The sequence below is a fragment of the Anabaena sp. EIM26 genome (assembly GCF_057568715.1).
On record NZ_CM172472.1, the window covers coordinates 5710693 to 5728147 of the forward strand.

The 17455-nt window shown below is 37.8% G+C and carries 12 protein-coding genes; 7 read left to right on the forward strand and 5 right to left on the reverse strand.

The window, feature by feature from the left end; all coding sequences use genetic code 11:
- Window positions 1-32 precede the first annotated feature (32 nt).
- From AC012T_RS24845 to AC012T_RS24855, 3 genes are all read right to left on the reverse strand, one after another.
- Complete coding sequence (locus AC012T_RS24845) at window positions 33-677, reverse strand: Uma2 family endonuclease (protein ID WP_487061718.1); 645 nt, start codon at window positions 675-677, stop codon at window positions 33-35.
- A gap of 67 nt (window positions 678-744) precedes the next feature.
- Window positions 745-1980 carry an LL-diaminopimelate aminotransferase gene (locus tag AC012T_RS24850; RefSeq protein WP_487061720.1) on the reverse strand — a complete coding sequence of 412 codons (1236 nt, stop codon included), beginning with the start codon at window positions 1978-1980 and terminating at the stop codon, window positions 745-747.
- Window positions 1981-2222: 242 nt separating this feature from the next.
- Window positions 2223-3095, reverse strand: coding sequence for a PEP-CTERM sorting domain-containing protein (locus AC012T_RS24855; protein ID WP_487061722.1), 873 nt, complete (start codon window positions 3093-3095; stop codon window positions 2223-2225).
- Between the two features lie 540 nt (window positions 3096-3635).
- On the opposite strand from AC012T_RS24855, the gene AC012T_RS24860 reads away from it, so the two are divergent.
- The 3 genes from AC012T_RS24860 (at window position 3636) to AC012T_RS24870 (ending at window position 6107) form a co-directional block, all read left to right on the forward strand.
- A complete protein-coding gene (locus AC012T_RS24860; protein WP_487061724.1) occupies window positions 3636-4346 on the forward strand; it encodes a TIGR04283 family arsenosugar biosynthesis glycosyltransferase in 711 nt (236 codons plus the stop codon).
- Window positions 4347-4412: 66 nt separating this feature from the next.
- On the forward strand, window positions 4413-5171 hold the full coding sequence (locus AC012T_RS24865) for a TVP38/TMEM64 family protein (RefSeq protein ID WP_487061725.1): 759 nt from the start codon (window positions 4413-4415) through the stop codon (window positions 5169-5171).
- Window positions 5172-5207: 36 nt separating this feature from the next.
- Window positions 5208-6107, forward strand: a complete 900-nt coding sequence (locus AC012T_RS24870) for a TVP38/TMEM64 family protein (RefSeq protein ID WP_487061727.1) — start codon at window positions 5208-5210, stop codon at window positions 6105-6107.
- Window positions 6108-6202: 95 nt separating this feature from the next.
- On the opposite strand, the gene hisG is transcribed toward AC012T_RS24870, so the two are convergent.
- Window positions 6203-6835, reverse strand: a complete 633-nt coding sequence (hisG, locus tag AC012T_RS24875) for an ATP phosphoribosyltransferase (protein ID WP_487061729.1) — start codon at window positions 6833-6835, stop codon at window positions 6203-6205.
- A 55-nt stretch (window positions 6836-6890) separates the two neighbouring features.
- Here hisG and rppA point away from each other — a divergent pair, with 55 nt between their 5' ends.
- The 3 genes from rppA to dusB all read left to right on the forward strand — a co-directional run bounded on the left by rppA (window position 6891) and on the right by dusB (window position 13257).
- Entirely contained in the window at window positions 6891-7583 is a 693-nt protein-coding gene (rppA, locus tag AC012T_RS24880) for a two-component system response regulator RppA (RefSeq protein ID WP_487066762.1), read from the forward strand.
- Window positions 7584-7827: 244 nt separating this feature from the next.
- On the forward strand, window positions 7828-11973 hold the full coding sequence (locus AC012T_RS24885; protein WP_487061731.1) for a response regulator: 4146 nt from the start codon (window positions 7828-7830) through the stop codon (window positions 11971-11973).
- Between the two features lie 228 nt (window positions 11974-12201).
- A complete protein-coding gene (gene dusB / locus AC012T_RS24890; protein ID WP_487061733.1) occupies window positions 12202-13257 on the forward strand; it encodes a tRNA dihydrouridine synthase DusB in 1056 nt (351 codons plus the stop codon).
- A gap of 69 nt (window positions 13258-13326) precedes the next feature.
- Here dusB and AC012T_RS24895 read toward each other — a convergent pair whose 3' ends face one another.
- Complete coding sequence (locus AC012T_RS24895; protein WP_487061735.1) at window positions 13327-15861, reverse strand: VIT domain-containing protein; 2535 nt, start codon at window positions 15859-15861, stop codon at window positions 13327-13329.
- Between the two features lie 278 nt (window positions 15862-16139).
- Here AC012T_RS24895 and AC012T_RS24900 point away from each other — a divergent pair, with 278 nt between their 5' ends.
- Entirely contained in the window at window positions 16140-16925 is a 786-nt protein-coding gene (locus AC012T_RS24900; RefSeq protein ID WP_487061737.1) for a sucrose-phosphate phosphatase, read from the forward strand.
- The last annotated feature ends 530 nt before the right edge of the window (window positions 16926-17455 follow it).

The window sequence follows — 17455 nt, forward strand, 5'->3', positions numbered from 1 at the left end:
TACCTTTGCAGATTGGATAATTTGATGATAATTTACTGTTCAATCATCACTGCAAATTCTTCCAAAGCCTGAAAACTCCCTACCTGCCAACTACGTTCAATAGTATTAGGGATAATCTGAGTAATATCTAAATCCTCAAAATAGGGACTTTTTTCTGACTTGATATATTTCCCATTTTCCAACAAATAAATAGCAAGCTTCCCACTATCAAATATCCATAATTCTGGAACACAAATTGCTTCATAAGCATCAAGAGTTGTTTTTGATGTGAGGTCAGTTTCTATAGCTAAATCTGGTGGTGGATCATCTGGTTGTAAACGTCTACGTCCAATCATTCTTTGATAATTTTGAATATAAAAACAAGCATCCGGTTCAACTCCTGCTGTACCTTGTTTTTTAAAAGTTGTTGAACCAAAGGGTTGATATTTAATTCCCTTATGTTTCAGCAATATTTTGACAAGATCAGAAATCAAATCTTTGGAAATTTCATGTTCAGGTAAAGGAACCATAATTTCTAAATCACCCTGGTTGTAGGCAATTCGTGAAGCTCGTTTTTCTCCCAGTTCTTGTAAAATAGATTCAAATTCTTCCCAGGTAACATCTGGAATGGTAACTGTACTACCAGGTGTCAGTTGCATTTGGCTTACGGGTTTGAAAATGGGAATAGCTACACTCATAGCATTTATTATTCTTGATAGATCAAGTCTAACAAAAACTAGGGTGGGCAATGCCCACCAAAATTGACTAAACCTTAAACTTCTCAGTGATTCTCTTCATTGCTTCTTCTACATTCTCCCGACTATTAAATGCAGAAATGCGGAAGTAACCTTCACCCGCAGCACCAAAACCTGAACCTGGTGTTCCTACAACGTTAACGGTTTGCAATAGCTTATCAAAAAATTCCCAACTGGATAAACCATTAGGAGTCTTCACCCACACATAAGGTGCATTCACACCACCATAAACTGATAAACCTGCGTTGGTGAGTTGTTCACGGATAATTTTAGCGTTTTCTAAATAGAAACTTACCAAAGCTTTGATTTGCGCTTGTCCTGCTTCTGAATAAACTGCTTCTGCACCTCTTTGGACAATGTAAGAAACACCGTTAAATTTGGTAGATTGACGACGGTTCCAGAGTTTCCATAATTCTACGTCAGAACCATCTGCGGCTTTAGCGGTGAGGTTTTTGGGAACAACGGTTAAAGCGCAACGTGTGCCGGTGAAACCTGCATTTTTGGAGAAAGAACGAAACTCAATTGCACAATCTCTAGCACCTTCAATTTCATAGATAGAATGGGGCAGGGTAGGATCGGTAATGTAGGCTTCGTAAGCAGCATCAAAGAAAATAATCGAACCGTTGGCTTTGGCGTAGTTTACCCACGCTTGTAAATGTTCTTTGGTAGCAGTTGCACCGGTGGGGTTGTTGGGAAAGCAGAGATAAATTAAATCAACTTTTTGGGAAGGTATTTCTGCGGTGAAGTTGTTATCTGCGGTGACAGGTAAATAAACTAAACCTTCAAATTCGCCTTTTTCATTAGCGTCTCCAGTGTTACCCGCCATGACGTTGGTATCTACGTAAACGGGATATACAGGGTCAGTAACGGCGATAACGTTATTTTTGCCAAAAATCTCTAAAATGTTGCCTGAGTCGCACTTGGAACCGTCAGAAATGAAGATTTCATCAGCTTCTATGGCTGCACCTCGTGCTTGGAAGTCTTGGATAGCGATTTTTTCCCTTAACCAAGCATAACCTTGTTCTGGGCCATATCCTTTGAAGGTAGAGCGATCGCTCATTTCTTCCACTGCTTTAATCATTGCAGTCCGGCAAGCTTCTGGCAAGGGTTCAGTTACATCACCAATTCCCAATCTGATGATTTTAGCATCTGGGTTAGCTTGGGCGAAGGCATTTACACGGCGGGCAATTTCTGGGAACAGGTAGCCAGCCTTGAGTTTCAAGTAGTTGTCGTTAATAGTAGCCATTCTAGATTTTGAAGAAACGCACTAAAATAGCTTACTGTAAATAATTCCAGGACTTATGCAAAAACTCTCTGAAACCTTCTTTTCTTCGAGACGCTGCCTAAACGTAGTTCATTATAGAAAGAAGATTTTTATCACCAAATAGAATAAGCCGCTACAGGTCTTATCCTGAGACGACTTGGGAATTTTAGGCCACATCCAAGTTTTATTAACCTTGAATGTCAGCCATCAAATTTTATGGAATATTAATTAGGAAGGGTGCGACGACGACGAGCCATTACCATTCCAGTAGCAACTAAACCTAAACCTACTAAAGAAGCTGGTTCGGGAACTTTGTTCTTAGGAGGCTCTTGAGACTTGATATTAGAGAGAAACAATGAAGCATGAGATAAACCTTGAGCGGTTCCTTGTTTATTTGTGGAAACACCAATGGTGTTATATACTGCCTGCAAAGTTTTACCTTGGAAATTTTCAAAGAGATAGGCACTATAACTAGTACTAGCTTTCAGACTCACTACAAATGTCTTGCCTAAAAAGCTTGTCAAGTTTCCTGCCAATGTCAAATCACCATCAGCAGTGTTATCTGCGGTAAAATCACCACTATCTGATTTGCCAGCCAAAGTCCATTGCACGCCAGTACCAATTTCGCTACTAAACAAATTATTATTTAATTTACTTAGTAAAGTGCCTTTTTCGCCTGTATCATTACCTTCAAATGCACCCTCACAAGCTGTAGCACTGAATGCGCCAAACTTAACATCTGAATTATTACAAGCAAGACCAGTTAGGCCACCGTCAGCAATGCTGCTGCTAACAACTTTATCGGTTTCAGCTTTAGCGGCTTCAGCGTCTTTAGCGTCTTTAGCGTCTTTAGCGTCTTTAGCAGCTTTAGCGGCTTCAGCGTCTTTAGCAGCTTCAGCAGCTTTAGCAGCTTCAGCGTCTTTAGCGGCTTTAGCAGCTTCAGCGTCTTTAGCGTCTTTAGCGTCTTTAGCGTCTTTAGCGGCTTTAGCGTTATCGGCACCACCTTTCTCAGCATATGCTGGCGCAGCGATTGAAGTATAAACAATTCCAGTTGCTAATAATGCAGAAGCTAGTAAAGTGGAGAATTTAGATTTCATCTAACTTGGTTCCCTTAGTTATTTGTGTAAGTTTTCGTTTGTTATTGCCGATGTATTCTATCTTACGATCATTTTTTGAGATGTCAAACAGCAAAGGTATTATTTTTGCCATACTTTTATATAAGTAAAGCTTGTTTGAAGGTAAGATAAAGTTGCGCTAGGGTGATTGACAATGCTTGACCGTGTAGAAAAAATGCTTGACAACCACCATTAAGCCTTGTCCAACAAGCTCTTCCCAACTCAGCCGAAATTTATAAATGTAGGATTTTGTGCAGTATGGGGGTAGCTTAAAAACTCCATCAAAATAGATAGTAGTCAATTTCTATGAAGACAAATTACGGGAAATTACGTATATTTTATCCATATAGCAGAGATGATAGTTAATCTATTCCCATTTACTTATGTATGTAAACGGCTGAAAGCATGATAAATCGATCCTGTAATGGATACAGAAGTCATGATCATGACGACAACAGTGGTGAAAATATGTATCTTACGGATATGTAAACCAAATCATAAAAACCCAAAATCACATCAACTATGATTCAAAATTTTGATCATGCGAGAATTTCTATCATCATTCCGACTCTGAATGAAGCGGAAAATATCAAAAATGCGATCGCAAGTACCCAACCCAGTACAAATATAGAAATAATTATCGTTGATGGTGGTTCTCAAGATAGTACAACAGCGATCGCACATTCATTAGGTGCAACTGTCATCTCCTCTCAACCTGGACGTGCAGTACAAATGAATGCTGGTGCAGCAGTCGCTACTGGTGAAATTCTCCTCTTTCTCCATGCTGATACCCGTTTACCACCTGGATTTGATGACATGATTCGCACCACCTTACAACAACCGGGGATTATAGCTAGTGCTTTTGCATTGCGGATAGATGCACCGCATTGGGGTTTGCGACTGGTAGAATGGGGAGTGGAAGTGCGATCGCGCTTTTGGCAAATGCCCTATGGTGATCAAGCAATTTTTTTAACTCAAATAGCATTTGCAAAAATTGGTAACTTTCCTGAACTGCCAATAATGGAAGACTTTGAACTCATCCGCAGGTTAAAAAATCAGGGCAAAATCTCTCTTATTTCCATACCTGTAATTACATCCTCCCGCAGATGGTTAAAAAAAGGAATTTTCATCACCACCTTCCTTAATCAAATCATCATCTTTGCCTATCTAATCGGTATTTCACCAGAACGCATCCGTAAATTGTATCGTTGGGAAAAATTTAGGAGAATTTAATCTCTTTCTCATTTAAAGAGCGTATTTTAGGAGATGATAATTGGTAAAAATCGGATTAACCCCATAATGCCAAAGCATAAATCCAGATTAAATAGCAAACTACAACTATTATTATTAAGTTTTTTAATTGCCACCCTGATTATTGCCACTAAATTTATTAATTTTCAGGAACCTTTACAAATTTTAGTAACTTGGGTACAAAATTTAGGCATTTTTGGGCCAATTGCATTTATTATTATCTACAATTTGGCAACCTTGCTGTTTATTCCTGGTTCCCTACTAACCCTCAAAGGTGGTTACTTATTTGGTCTATTTTGGGGTTCTGTATATGTATTAATAGCCGCACTGATCGGATCTATTTTAGCTTTTGCAATTGGACGTTATCTATCACAAGACTATATTTGCCGGCAGCTTGAAAAATATCCTAAATTTAAAGCCATTGATTTAGCAGTTGCTAAAGAAGGATGGAAAATCGTCTTACTAACTCGGCTTTCTCCCATCTTTCCCTTCAATTTATTAAATTATGCTTTTGGAGTCACAAAAGTCTCCCTCAAAGACTATATATTCGGTTCACTTGGCATAGTTCCTGGTACAGTAATGTACGTTTACATAGGCTCAATAGCTGGTAACATTGCCATGATTAACACACCAAATCAAGCAACCAATCCAGAAACGCAAACTTGGCAATGGATAATGCAAGTGATTGGTTTAACCGCTACAATCAGCATGACTTATTATCTAACGAAAATTGCTCAAAAAGCTCTCAATCAAACTGTGTCGGTAGTCGAAAATTTACACTCCCTGAATGACCAATCAAATATCTAAATAAAAATAATCTACATCTCCCAGAACTTTTAAATTATGAGTAATCCCATTTCCACAAAAACCTTTCAGGACTTATGCAAATCACATATTAGTAGGGTGCGTCAGACCTATAATTTTTTTATTATCAACAGACTTACGATATCTGACTCACCTGCAAAAAATATTAAATGTGACACTTGCAGCAGTACTGCCTTAATCATTAACAAAAACTTCCAAAAATTAGCAAAGCTGTGTACTTTTACCTTATTCGCATTTAGCATAGCTGGCTTATTACATACAGACTTAGCCTTAGCGCAAGAATCTATTAATTCATCTTCCTTTAATCCTCAAGAAATTTTACGCAATGCCTTACAGTGGATTGATAATTTGGGTACAGTGGGGGCAATAGCCTTTATTGGCATTTATATTATTGCCACAGTTGCATTTTTACCCGGTTCAATTCTCACCTTAGGTTCTGGGATAGTCTTTGGCGTAATTTGGGGATCTATATATGTTTTTATTGGTGCAACTATAGGTGCAACAGCAGCATTTATAGTAGGACGTTATCTAGCTAGAGGCTGGGTTTCTCAGAAAATTGCCGATAACAAAAAATTTGCAGCTATTGATCAAGCTGTAGGTAGAGAAGGATTAAAAATCGTTTTATTAATGCGACTTTCGCCAATATTTCCTTTCAACTTATTAAACTACGCTTTGGGAATTACCGGCGTTTCTCTCAAAGATTATTTTATCGGTTCTATAGGGATGATACCCGGAACAATTATGTATGTCTACATTGGTTCCCTAGCTGGAAACTTAGCACTAATTGGGACTGACGCTCAACCAGGTAATCCTACTTTAGATTGGGTAGTTAGAATTGCAGGTTTAATAGCCACAGTTGCGGTTTCATTGTACGTTGCTCATATAGCCAAAAATGCACTAGAAGATGATATTTTATAAAAATTATTATCGCTATTTTTATATTCAGGCGGGGTTTACCCGCCCTCTATTCTATTACATCCTGCCTCCTGCCTCCTGCCTCCGAACTCCTGCTGTTAAACTTCTTTTCTTAGCTTTTCCACCACTTGATGCAAATCACCCGTATTCAGACGATAACTCAAAGGATGAACAATTAGCCTGGCCGTACTTTCATACAAAGTTGCAATTTCCACCAAACCATTTTCGCGCAAAGTCTTACCCGTAGAAACGATATCCACGATCGCTTCAGACATCCCTGTAATTGGTCCCAGTTCTACTGAACCATACAAAGGAACTATTTCTATAGGCAAATCCAGACTTTGAAAATATTCCCGCGCACAATTGACATATTTAGAAGCAACTCGACCATGAGCAGGTAAATCTACAGGCAACTTGTAAGAACTAGAAGCTTTTACCGCCACACACATTCTACAATAACCAAATTGCAAATCCACTAATTGTGCAACTTGCGGTTTTTTTTCTTGTAGTACATCGTAACCAACAATACCCAGTTGCGCCTGACCATATTCTACATAAACAGGTACATCTTGCGCCCGTACTAACAGACCTTTCGCTTGTCCACTAGCATCAGAAATTTGCAGTTGGCGGTTTCCAGAATCTAAAAAAGCACTAAAATCTAATCCTACCGATTGCAACAGCCGGATGCTATTTTTAAGTAATTCCCCTTTTGGTAGTGCAACAGTCAGCATTCTTTTTCTTGGTGTCTTTATCTTTGCGGTTAATTATATGCTTACTACAAGCAGCATGAGAATTTTATTAGTTGATGATGAAGTTGAACTCACAGATCCCTTAAGCCGCATCTTAACTCGTGAAGGTTATATTGTAGATACTGCCTATCATGGAACAAGCGGCAGCCAACTGGCACAAGCAAGAACTTATGACTTACTAATTTTAGATTGGATGTTGCCAGGAAAAACAGGGTTGGAAATTTGTCAGGAATTACGCCAACAAGCTAAAACTACCCCTGTTCTATTTCTCACAGCCAAAGATACTTTAGACGACCGTGTGCAAGGTTTAGATGCTGGTGCAGATGATTATTTAGTAAAACCTTTTGAACTGCGGGAGTTACTAGCAAGAGTCCGTGCTTTGTTGCGCCGATCAGGTGTTGAGTTGCACAGCACTTCATCAGTACGCTTAGTAGTAGCTGATTTAGAACTAGATGTAGAAAACCAAATATCCTATCGTCAAGGGAGAATTATTGAGCTATCCCAAAAAGAAAGCCAGCTACTACAATATTTTATGGAACACGCCGGACAATTGCTGACTCACGGGCAGATTATGCAACATTTATGGCAAGATAATGAACAACCGGGAAGTAATGTCATCGCTGCATTAATTCGCTTATTGCGGCGTAAAATTGAAGTAAATAATGAATCTGCACTCATTCATACAGTTTATGGCAAAGGCTATCGTTTTGGCTCTGCGGTAATGGAATAAGTTTACCTTCATATTTCTACTCTCAGTTGTAGAAAAGCGCTTTTTTCAAATATACTAAAAACTGGTTAAAAGTGTCATTCTGAACGAAGTGAAGAATCTCCGAGATACTTCGCTGCACTACGTTACGCTCAGTATGACATAAGTCCAATTTTCAACCGTTTGCAGTATAATCTAAATTTATAACAGCAAAATTTCATCTAAAAAATCATAAGTACAAATATTAATCTCATGATAATAAAATAATATGAAATTACTACCTAATTTATTAACTTTACCAAAATTATCTTTTAAACAAAAACAAATTTTTCTACTTATAGTATTAATTATTTTAGGTTATCTTGGTAACTATTTTAAAGTAACACTTTTTTTTGGTGTGGACTTTTTATTTGGGAGTATAGCTGTTTTACTTGTGGTAGCTATTTATGGATGCTTTTGGGGAACAATTGCCGCCATTATTAGTAGCAGTTATACCTACGTATTATGGTCACATCCTTATGCAATTATCATCTTTACTTGTGAAGCGCTTTTTGTCGGATTATTATTACGTAAAAAAAGTCAAAATTTACTTTTATTAGATGGCATTTACTGGATTTTAATAGGTATGCCATTGGTTTCTATATTTTATGGTGGAGTATTAAATGTTGCTGAACTAGGAATGTGGTTAATTATAGTTAAGCAAGCTATCAATGGTTTTTTTAATGCCATAATCTCTAGTTTAATACTTAATTATTTATCTATCGAGCAATGGTTAAAATGCAAAAAGACTAAACATACAATTTCTTGGCAACAATCCCTATTTACTTTATTGGTAGCTTTTGTATTTTTCCCCGTCATGGCTATTAATATGAATAATGCCATACGCGCAGTTGAAGATCTTGAAAATAACATTATTAAAGATATAAATTCATTTTCAGTAGAGTTAATAAATGATATAAAAAACTGGCAAAATAACAATATAACAAGTTTAAGCACAATTGCCAACTCTTTTTTTCAGGTTAATAAAAATACCGCTATTAAATTTGATGAATCAATTATTAAAAATATTCAACCGCTATTTCCTCAATTTCAGGAAATTTATATAGTTAATAGCTTAGGAGAAATTATTAAATCATCTCCAATGAACATAAAATCGGATATCAATGTTAGTCAAAGGGCTGATTTCCAGAAATTAAAAAAATATCAGTCCTCAGTCACAACTGATATATTATCTATATCTATAGAAGGCAGAAAACGTGATTTTTTAAACTTAGGTGTGCCAATTATTCAAGATCATAAATTCATGGGTGCTGTTTTTGGTGAAATAAATCTAGAAGAATTAAGTACAATAAGTTATAAAAAAAACCTAGAACAAAATTTTTATGTCACCATTTTAGATAAAAAAAGCCGTGTACTTTCCACTAATTTAGAAAAAATAAAGATCCTAGAAACTTTTAATCCTTACCAAAATAAAAAAATCACCAAGCTGAATCACAATGTTGTTCATTTGCTACCAAACTTATCCAATATACCCGCTATATGGAGGTGGGAAAGATCCTTGTATTCGCAAATCAGTTCTTTAGATAATATTTTTTCAGCAGAATTACTTGTTCAAGTACCCACTAAACCCCAAATAGATTATATTCGTAAAATATATATAAAAAATTTATCAATCATGTTATTCACTGCTGTCATAGCTCTGGTAGCAGCTATTATTCTTAGTAACAAATTAGTCCAGCCTATGTTGAGATTAACTCAGATTACTACGGATTTACCACAAAAAATACTGGCACAAGAAGAAATTATTTTAACAAATAGTAATATTGCCGAAATAGATTCTCTGACTCGCAATTTTCAATCTATGATATTGGCACTAAATCAAATGTTTCAAAACATTATAAATACCAATGAAACACTTGAAGAACGTGTAGAAACTCGCACTCAGGAATTATCTATTATTAATGATGAACTAGCATCTGAAGTACACCGTAGACAAAAAATAGAAGAAATTTTAAGGGAAAGAGAAGAACGTTACGAACTAGCAATTTCTGGCACTAATGATGGGATTTGGGATTGGAATTTGCTCACTGGGGAGGTTTATTACTCACCTGCTTGGATGAGAATTTTGGGTTACGAGAAAGAACTATTACCTCATTTATTGTCTACCTGGTCAGATAATGTTCATGCTGATGAACTGGAACAAGCAATGCAGCATATAAATGACCACTTGGAGGGGAAAACAGATATTTATCAATGTAGCTATCGCATGAAACATCGCAATGGAAATTATATTTGGATAGCTGCAAAAGGAAAGTGTATTCGTGATGAACAAAGCCAACCTTATCGCTTTGTAGGCATAATTACAGATATTACAGATAAAAAAATAGCTGAGGAACAACTCAAATCAGCGAAAGAAGAAGCGGAAATTGCGAACCTGACTAAGAGCGAGTTCCTAGCAACTATGAGTCATGAAATTCGTACACCAATGAATGCAGTAATTGGTATGACTGGACTGCTATTAGACACACAACTTACACCACAACAATTAGAGTTTGCAGAAATTATTCGCAATAGTGGTGATGCTATGTTGACGTTGATTAATGATATTCTTGATTTCTCTAAAATTGAGTCTGGTAAGTTAGAGATAGAAGAACAAATTTTCAACTTGAGAACTTGTCTTGAAGAATCGTTAGATTTAGTAGCTCCCAAAGCTAGTGAAAAAGGATTAGAGCTTGCTTATCTAATGTATCCAGAAACATATGAAGTAATTAGTGGAGATGTTACCCGTTTAAGGCAAATTTTAGTAAACCTGCTCAGTAATGCAATTAAGTTTACTAATTCTGGTGAAGTGATCATCTCTGTCACTAGCCAGATCAAAGATCAGTCAGATTCTGAATTTATTTCTCAACGAAACTCTCAGTTATACGAAATTAAATTTACTGTTAAAGATACAGGAATCGGTATTCCTGAAGATAAAATGCACAGGCTCTTCAAACCATTCAGTCAAGTTGATGCTTCCACCACTCGTCATTATGGTGGTACAGGTCTAGGATTGGTAATTAGTAAGCGACTGACTGAATTAATGGGGGGTAAAATGTGGGTTGAAAGTACGGTTGGTCAAGGCTCTAATTTTGTATTTACTATTGTTAGTCCTTTTGTTGGAAAGTCAGATATTAAATATGATGATAATCATCACCACTCAATTTATAATAAACGCTTATTGATAGTTGATGATAATATTACGAATCGTCAAGTACTGATTCTACAATCTCAGTCTTTTGGTATGGTTGCTGTACCCGCTGCATCGGGAAAAGAAGCACTCAAGTATCTTCAGGAACAACAATTTGATATTGCTATATTAGATATGCAGATGCCAGAAATGGATGGTTTGACTCTGGCAGCAGAAATTCGTAAGCTGAATAATTGTGAGCGATTACCTTTAGTGATGTTAACATCTATTGGTAATGGGCAGAGCAATACAAATTACCAGAACTTAAATCTTGAGCTTGTAGCTTATCTGACCAAGCCTATCAAGAAGGCTAATCTTTTAAATATTTTGATTAATATTTCTAAAAATAATGTTGTCATGCCTAAAGAGAATAATTATCAGGACGCGCAATCAAAATTTGATTCTCATATGGCAGAAAAAATTCCCCTAAAAATTCTTGTGGCTGAAGATAATGTAGTGAATCAGAAAGTAGCTATTAATATTTTACAACGTCTGGGATATCGTGCTGATGTAGCAGCAAATGGTTTAGAAGTATTAGTGGCTTTGCGTAGACAATCTTATGATGTGATATTAATGGATTTACAAATGCCAGAAATGGATGGTTTAACTGCAACTCGTCAAATCTATCAGGAATGGCCCGCATCTAAACGTCCTTGGATTATTGCCATGACGGCTAATGCTATGCAGGGAGACCGGGAAAAATGTTTAGCAGCCGGGATGAATGATTACACGACAAAGCCCATTCGCATAGAGGAATTAACTAAGGCTTTAAGTAATTGTCAAAACCAAGGTATAACTATAAATAATATTAATAATAAAATTGTTGAACCTATGACTAATGATGTGATTGATCTAAAAGTTTTAGAAGAACTCAAAGATATTGTTTGCAGTAATAATGTAGAAGAATTTATCCAATTAATAGAATGTTATCTGGAAGATACACCCCAAAGATTACAGGCGATTGATGATGCCATTTTTCAAGAAAATGCAAAAACACTACAATTAGAAGCTCATGCTCTCAAGTCTAGCAGTGCTATTGTTGGTGCTAAAAATTTAGCTCAAATTTGCAAAAGATTAGAAGATTTGGGACGGGATGCTATTTTAGCAGATGCGACATTATTACTATCCCAAGCTATGACAGAATATAAACAAGTAGAGGCAGCTTTAAAATTAGAATGTCATTAAGCTGTCAGTTAAACTTTTTAGTAAATTTTCTTACCATAAAATCTTATCTATGGTATAGAAGTTAATTAAAGTTAATTATTATTTTGATTTATTTAGGTTTGCTGGAAAGACACATATAACCAGGATCACCACGCGATCGCTTTTCGTTGACACCAGCAGGTACTAAAATCCTTATGGAACATCAATATCATCAACATATGGTATCCCCAAGCTAAATTCAAAAATTGTATGCTTTCCCTCTCCCCCACTCTCCAAGCTAGACTCTCCCAACCTCTAAAAATTGGCTCATTTGAGGTTAAAAGCCGTGTTTTGCAGTCCCCATTATCGGGGGTGACAGATTTGGTATTTCGGCGCTTAGTCCGTCGTTATGCGCCAGAATCAATGATGTACACCGAAATGGTAAATGCGACGGGATTACATTACGTCACGCAGTTACCCAAAATCATGGAGGTAGATCCCAACGAACGCCCAATTAGCATTCAGTTGTTTGATTGTCGTCCTGATTTCCTTGCCGAAGCAGCAATCAAAGCCGTTGCTGAAGGTGCGGATACAGTTGATATTAATATGGGTTGTCCAGTTAATAAAATCACCAAAAATGGTGGTGGTTCTTCCTTGTTGCGACAACCGGAAATCGCAGAGGCAATTGTGCGGGAAGTTGTCAAAGCTGTTGAGGTTCCCGTGACAGTAAAAACCCGAATTGGTTGGAATGATCAGGAAATTACTATTCTTGATTTTGCCAAACGCATGGAAGATGCCGGGGCAAAAATGATTACAGTGCATGGACGTACCCGCGCTCAAGGTTACAATGGTAATGCCCGTTGGGAATGGATTGCACGGGTGAAGGAAATATTATCAATTCCAGTCATTGGGAATGGGGATATTTTCTCTGTGGAAGCGGCGGTAAAATGTCTAGAAGAAACTGGTGCAGATGGGGTGATGTGTTCTCGTGGAACTTTAGGTTATCCGTTTTTGGTAGGTGAAGTTGATCACTTTCTGAAAACCGGGGAATTATTACCAGCACCAAATGCGATTCAACGTTTGGAATGTGCCAGAGAACATTTATATGCTTTATGGGAATATAAAGGTGATAGAGGTGTGCGTCAAGCCCGTAAACATATGACTTGGTATGCTAAAGGCTTTATGGGTGCGGCTGAATTGCGTGGTCAGTTAAGTTTAGTGGAAACCGTGCAGCAAGGTTTGGATTTAATTGATAGATCAATGGAAAAACTGGCAGCTGGTTATGAACCAGAAGCAGATGAACCAGCGCATTTAGCAATGGTGTGAAGGATTTTCAAATTCGGGAGTTATTAAAAAACCGGGATAGTTCCCGGTTGCATTGCGCTTAATTGACTATTAGGATTGAATTCGGATTGTCAAAACGACAGAACTACTGATAATTTGGGAAGGTCGCCAAGTGAGGAGCGATCGCTTGATGGCATTAATCACTGTTTGATCCTGAAGAGAAGAAGCTTGCTCATCCAGAACTAACTGTCTGATTCTCCCCTTATTCATCTCAAACTCAAACACTAAATCACCTCTTAACCCTGTAGGTAATGGAATTGATTGCAAGTGTTGAAAAAGCAGCGAAACCATCTGTTGATTTAATCCTGTTACCTTGATTTTCAGAGGAGGGACAGCAGCATTTCCTTCCCAATAATAGGTTTCTGATTCTGCCAATTCTGCATCTATAGAACCAGCAGCAGGTGAAGCAGCCATCATTGAGCGATTAATCAAACCCAAGCCATAGGATTCATCATTACTAGATAACATGGCTTCAAGATTAGTAAACCCTTCATCAATAGACTCTTCTAAAGAATCCATCTCTACAGGTTCATTCCTCGCTCCTGGAACAAAGCGTAACGGTTGAGCATATTCCCTTTCAGGTGCAGGTATAGAAGGCATTTGTGGACGCATTTTTACATCTTCTATACTCATAGCCCTCTTCCTCAACTCCGGTGCATCAGATTGAATTACTGGTTGAGCAACTTTTTTGGCAGCAGCATTACCAAAAATACCCTGTTGGCTGACACCTTGCGGCATTTCTACAGGTACTTGCATAGATACAGAAGTTGGGAAAGGATGAACTCTGACCTCATCACTGACAGCAACAAAGGCAGTATATTGAGATAGCAATTGATAGCTTAATGCCGTATTTGTCACCGCTTCCACACCGACCTTTGTATCACCACTGATCATCTGATTCATCAAATCCTTGATGCGGGAACGTCCCCAAAGTTGAGCAATAGCAGGATTACCCATTAACTGAAAATTGATATTAAAGACGTATTGAGAGCGTCTACCATCCCCACTCATACCTGTAACGTATAACTTGCCAGCACAACCATCAGATTTACGTCCAAATAAAACTAACGGCTGTTCTGCAAATAAATCCGGTGGTGTGGAAGGATACATAATGGGAAATTCACCATAACCTTCCCAGTGCAATTGGATATTAGCAAAAACGGGATGATTGATTTGATGGAAGAATTTTTCTACGACCTCATTCACCGGCTCATCATGGCGGATAATGCGAGCAATACCCCTGCCTATTTCAGCAACTCGATTTAGCAAGAACCGATTTACAGAACTACCAGCACCAAAGCTATGCAGTCTCGTTCCTGGTTGGAGACGGCTTTGCACTTCAGCAATAATCTGGTTCTCATTACCGATATAGCCATCAGTGAGTAGGACAATATTTCGTAAACGTCCAGGGTCTGTGACTGGGAAATTTAACACAGTCTGAATCCCCCTTAACATCTGCGTTCCTCCTCCTGCATTTAAGCGATTGATATAATTAATTGCCCGTAAGCGATTTTCAGGAGTATTAGGGAGAGGAACAGGTGAGAGTTGCTGTGTGGTATCGCAAAAATCAATAATGCTAAAGGTGTCATGGGGATTGAGTCCACCGATAAATCGGCGCATTAATTCCTGACATTGCATCAACGGTGCGCCACTTTGAGAACCGGATCTGTCAATCAGAAACACCATATCTTTGGGGACAAACTGATCTGGCTGGTACTGGAGGGCAGGAATTAGGTAAACTGCAAAGTGTCCACCTCTGTCATCAGCTTGGGTGAGTACGCTGGCTTGTGTATTTTCCCCTCCTACTTGGTAACGCAGAATTAGGTCTTGATTAGGAATAGTGTCTCCACCTCCTAGTTTTATTTGTGCTACCTGTCCGTCACGGGTAATTTGGATATGATGAGAGGGTGAGCTAATATTACGTATTTCTACTCCAGCGTTAATTTCCACAGTGACATTAATATCATGGCGAGAACGTGTACCTGCTGGGAGGATGGGAGCATTCAAGCGAGAAGCATCTGGGACTAAATCGGTATCTTGATTGAGAGACATGGGTGCAGGTGCAGAACCTCTCCCGGCTGTATTGTCTTCAATACTTATGCCTGGAATATAACGGGGTCCAACAACCATTGGGAAGACAAACTCATAATTTCCACCCTCAAATTTCAGACTTTCGGTGTAGCGAATAATCACATCAATCTGTTCACCGGGTCGAATGTTAGCTAGGGATTGGGTAAAAATATTGTCTCGTTCTTGTTCAAGAAGTCCCGCTGTGCGTCCTTGTTGTTTCGCTTGCTCGTAAATTTGCTGTGCTTCTTGGCGTTTTTTAATACTACCTTTAATAATTTTGTCGCCAATCCGAATCAGCATATCATCAACTGCGGCTTCATCGGGCAGGGGGAAAATATAGATAGCTTCTAAGGTAGTAGTAAAAGGGTTTTCAAAGCTTTGAGTCACTTCCACCCGTGAAATATTACCGACAACTTGGGCTTTGACTTCGGTGTGTTTGAGGGGAAAAGCTATGGGTTCTTGGTTGGGGGTGTAAATGTATAAACCACTGGGTTGCTGTTCTAATGTGCTAATCATATTTTTTACCTGACGCTTGTTTTTCTATCTCTTTAGCGTAGGTGGGTTTTTCAGGAAGATATGCTCACTTTTCTGCTCAGTTGATGCTCAGTGGTAGGTCTAATAGAGCGATCGCACAGATTTGCAAAATCTGGTAAATTTTGGACTATAGCAGTAAGCCTTTGGCAGTCTGGTTGCGATTTCAGATATAATATTAACTGTCAATTAAGTGTACATCTCAATTTAGTATAAAAATTTACGTTTTAACCTTTCTTACCGTATAGTAAAAAACTGTAATTATGAAAGCATTCCTCTTCGTTACTGATTTAGATGACACTCTAGTGGGTGATAAAAAATCTTTAGACTTTTTAGAGCAATTGAACGAAAAATTAATAAATCATCGCAAAACATATGGAACTAAGATTGTTTATGCCACAGGGCGATCGCTAACTTTATACCAGCAATTGATCAAGACACAAAAACTTTTAGAACCCGATGCTTTAATCACTGCTGTAGGAACTGAAATATACTTCAACTCTAATTACAAAACTCCCGATTTAAAATGGTCTAGTAAGTTATCAATTGGCTGGAATCGTGATTTGGTAGAGAAAATAGCCGCGAAGTTTGAAGATTTAGTTCTTCAAAAAGCATCTGAACAACTTCCTTTTAAAGTTAGTTATCTTATCAAGGAAGAAGCTGCAAAAAAAGTTATACCCCAACTCGATGATTTACTAAAAAAAGAAAATATTAAATTTAATTTAATCTACAGTGGCAACTTTAGCGGCAGCGAAAACCTGGAAAGCAAAAACCTGGATATTTTGCCTTTTGATACCGATAAAGGTTTAGCAATGAAGTATTTACAAAACGAATGGGGACATTCTGCTCACGAAACAGTTGTTTGTGGTGATTCAGGTAATGATATTGCCTTATTCAGCAGAGGAGAAGAAAGAGGTATTATTGTAGGAAATGCTCTTTCTGAATTACGTGAATGGTATACAGCAAACAAAACCGACTATCGCTATTTAGCAAAATCATTCTATGCTGAAGGTATTTTAGAAGGTTTGCGTCATTTTAAGTTTATTTAATCAATCAACTGGCAAAAAATATAATTGAAAACATCATTTGTAGGGTTATACCATTTTTATATGAGGCTGCACAGAATCCTAAAATTCATTCATCACCTGAGTTCGATATAAGATAATTTGTGGAAAAATCTCCCCCAGTAAGAGTTTCAAACCCTTATTCTCTCGCTCTTAAAAATCATAACTCCGTTCGCGTAGCGTCTCCGTTCGGTGAAACCGTGCCGTAGGCATAGGACAAACTCCTAACACCGAACTCAGGTCGTCCAAGTTGAGAACTGGAGTTTTTCAAAAGGGAACTCTTAACAGGGAACGGGGAAGAGAGAAGAGTATAGGATTTAGGAACAAAACCCGATTAGGAAAAAACTATTGGTTTCAAAGTAGACGTGGGTTATAAAATTTAGATTCCGGTTTTTCACACTGCATCAAAAAATAACCCATCCAAAATGCCCAAAACATATTCTGGGTAAAGATTATGGTTGATACGAGAGAAGACAGGGAAGAATAAGAGGAAAGAGAGTTTTTTGTGTAAGTCC

Coding starts and splice junctions, on each gene's coding strand:
- AC012T_RS24845 (WP_487061718.1), bottom strand. CDS start 677: ATGAGTGTAGCTATTCCCATTTTCAAACCCGTAAGCCAAATGCAACTG.
- AC012T_RS24850 (WP_487061720.1), bottom strand. CDS start 1,980: ATGGCTACTATTAACGACAACTACTTGAAACTCAAGGCTGGCTACCTG.
- AC012T_RS24855 (WP_487061722.1), bottom strand. CDS start 3,095: ATGAAATCTAAATTCTCCACTTTACTAGCTTCTGCATTATTAGCAACT.
- AC012T_RS24860 (WP_487061724.1), top strand. CDS start 3,636: ATGATTCAAAATTTTGATCATGCGAGAATTTCTATCATCATTCCGACT.
- AC012T_RS24865 (WP_487061725.1), top strand. CDS start 4,413: ATGCCAAAGCATAAATCCAGATTAAATAGCAAACTACAACTATTATTA.
- AC012T_RS24870 (WP_487061727.1), top strand. CDS start 5,208: ATGAGTAATCCCATTTCCACAAAAACCTTTCAGGACTTATGCAAATCA.
- hisG (WP_487061729.1), bottom strand. CDS start 6,835: ATGCTGACTGTTGCACTACCAAAAGGGGAATTACTTAAAAATAGCATC.
- rppA (WP_487066762.1), top strand. CDS start 6,891: ATGAGAATTTTATTAGTTGATGATGAAGTTGAACTCACAGATCCCTTA.
- AC012T_RS24885 (WP_487061731.1), top strand. CDS start 7,828: ATGAAATTACTACCTAATTTATTAACTTTACCAAAATTATCTTTTAAA.
- dusB (WP_487061733.1), top strand. CDS start 12,202: ATGCTTTCCCTCTCCCCCACTCTCCAAGCTAGACTCTCCCAACCTCTA.
- AC012T_RS24895 (WP_487061735.1), bottom strand. CDS start 15,861: ATGATTAGCACATTAGAACAGCAACCCAGTGGTTTATACATTTACACC.
- AC012T_RS24900 (WP_487061737.1), top strand. CDS start 16,140: ATGAAAGCATTCCTCTTCGTTACTGATTTAGATGACACTCTAGTGGGT.